The sequence below is a fragment of the Psychrobacter sp. 1Y4 genome (genome assembly GCF_051847555.1).
This window is the reverse complement of sequence record NZ_JBPYDE010000071.1, coordinates 1-1,334: the sequence shown is the minus strand read 5'-3', so window position 1 is coordinate 1,334 and position 1,334 is coordinate 1. Positions and strand designations below refer to the sequence as shown.

1 protein-coding gene and 1 pseudogene are annotated in these 1,334 nt (G+C 41.2%); both read right to left on the bottom strand.

All coding sequences use genetic code 11. The annotated features are described in order from the left end of the window. Positions 1-300: 300 nt before the first annotated feature. Positions 301-699, bottom strand: coding sequence for an ATP synthase subunit I (locus ACS8FC_RS14225; protein ID WP_075106458.1), 399 nt, complete (start codon positions 697-699; stop codon positions 301-303). Positions 700-986: 287 nt separating this feature from the next. Beyond that, a pseudogene (locus tag ACS8FC_RS14220) lies at positions 987-1,334 on the bottom strand (zinc ABC transporter substrate-binding protein); the annotation flags it as partial.

Here is a 1,334-nt window from a genome sequence, read left to right as displayed (position 1 = left end):
ATCCACTGTATGAATAAGTTAGCTGACAATAACGGCTACTAATATAGTTAGTCGTCCATAACTAAACTGTAAAAATTTAATCATCAGTGAGGCTAATAGCTGGGTCAGCTTTACCCTATCACTGTGTCGTTGCATACTGCGCCTGACATAGAGGCTCATACTTCGATTTTTATAATCATTGGTGCTGTCATGTGACAGTTTTGTACTTTGACTTTCTGAACTAGTCATAGAGAAGTTGGACGGCAGGGTGACTTGCCAGTACTATGAATAAATTATCTATGTAGTGATCATTTATTAGCGCTAGCGTATATGCCACAACATCCAACTGTGACTAATTTGCATTACCATAAAACCGATAAACAGCGCAGGCGCCGATAGGGGTTGTACGGTAATAAAAATTAGTGCGAAACCAAACACAGTCAACAGCCATTTAGCCATCTGACCTCGATATAGCTGGCTAACGATATGTTGGCGTGCGCGATATCCAGTGTACCAAAAGATAAAAAAAGCAAAAACGGCTTGAGTCGTAAAACTGAGCAGTGCACCAATGGCGGCGCTCTTTGCTACAGTAAGCTCACTACGTAACCAAATCGTATCTATAACCCAAGCAATAATGATAAGGATAAACAATATCCATGCTTGCCGTTTGATATAGATGCCTATTTTATCTTTTTGCGTGCGTTTGGCAGGCTTGGTCATCGATATTCCTATAGCCTTTCAGCATTGGGATAATATAGCATACTTGCGACACTTTTATCCGTAAATGACTTACTCTACAGGCATTACCTTTAAACCAAAATAAAACGCCACTTATTATAAGGAGACAGCCACTATTAAGCAAGTAAAATATGACTTTTATCAGTCACCTAACGCAACCCACTGGTATTGCTATGTTACGTAGCCATAGCAGATACTTGAAAAACAGCTGTCTCACTCTTCCTAAAAACTCTAGCTTCTAGAACAACCCTAACGAATGGCTTCCTATTCTAGGATATGCATTGGTGGATTTGCTGAGCCATTGCTGTCCATCCTTCTACAAAGTCTTCGCTATCGCTCATGTCTTCGATTTGGACAGTGGTATTGATAGGTTGCAATTTGGCAAGCAATCCTTTGCTAGCGGTGCTCTGATTGACTAAGCACATCTGTTTGGCTGGACGATTGTCATTAAGCCAACGCAGTTGACTTGCTTTTGGGGCAAGGTGATGGTCTGGGCTTAAGCTACCTGCCAGCTTTATTTTTGTGGCATTTTCAATATATTGATAGGCATCGTGATAGGCCCAATAAGGGCGCTGTTTTTGTGTGGATTGCTGTATCTTCGCTACAGCATTGTCCAT

Excerpts from the sequence above, each read along its gene's own strand:
- ACS8FC_RS14225 (WP_075106458.1), bottom strand. The coding sequence starts at position 699 with ATGACCAAGCCTGCCAAACGCACGCAAAAAGATAAAATAGGCATCTAT.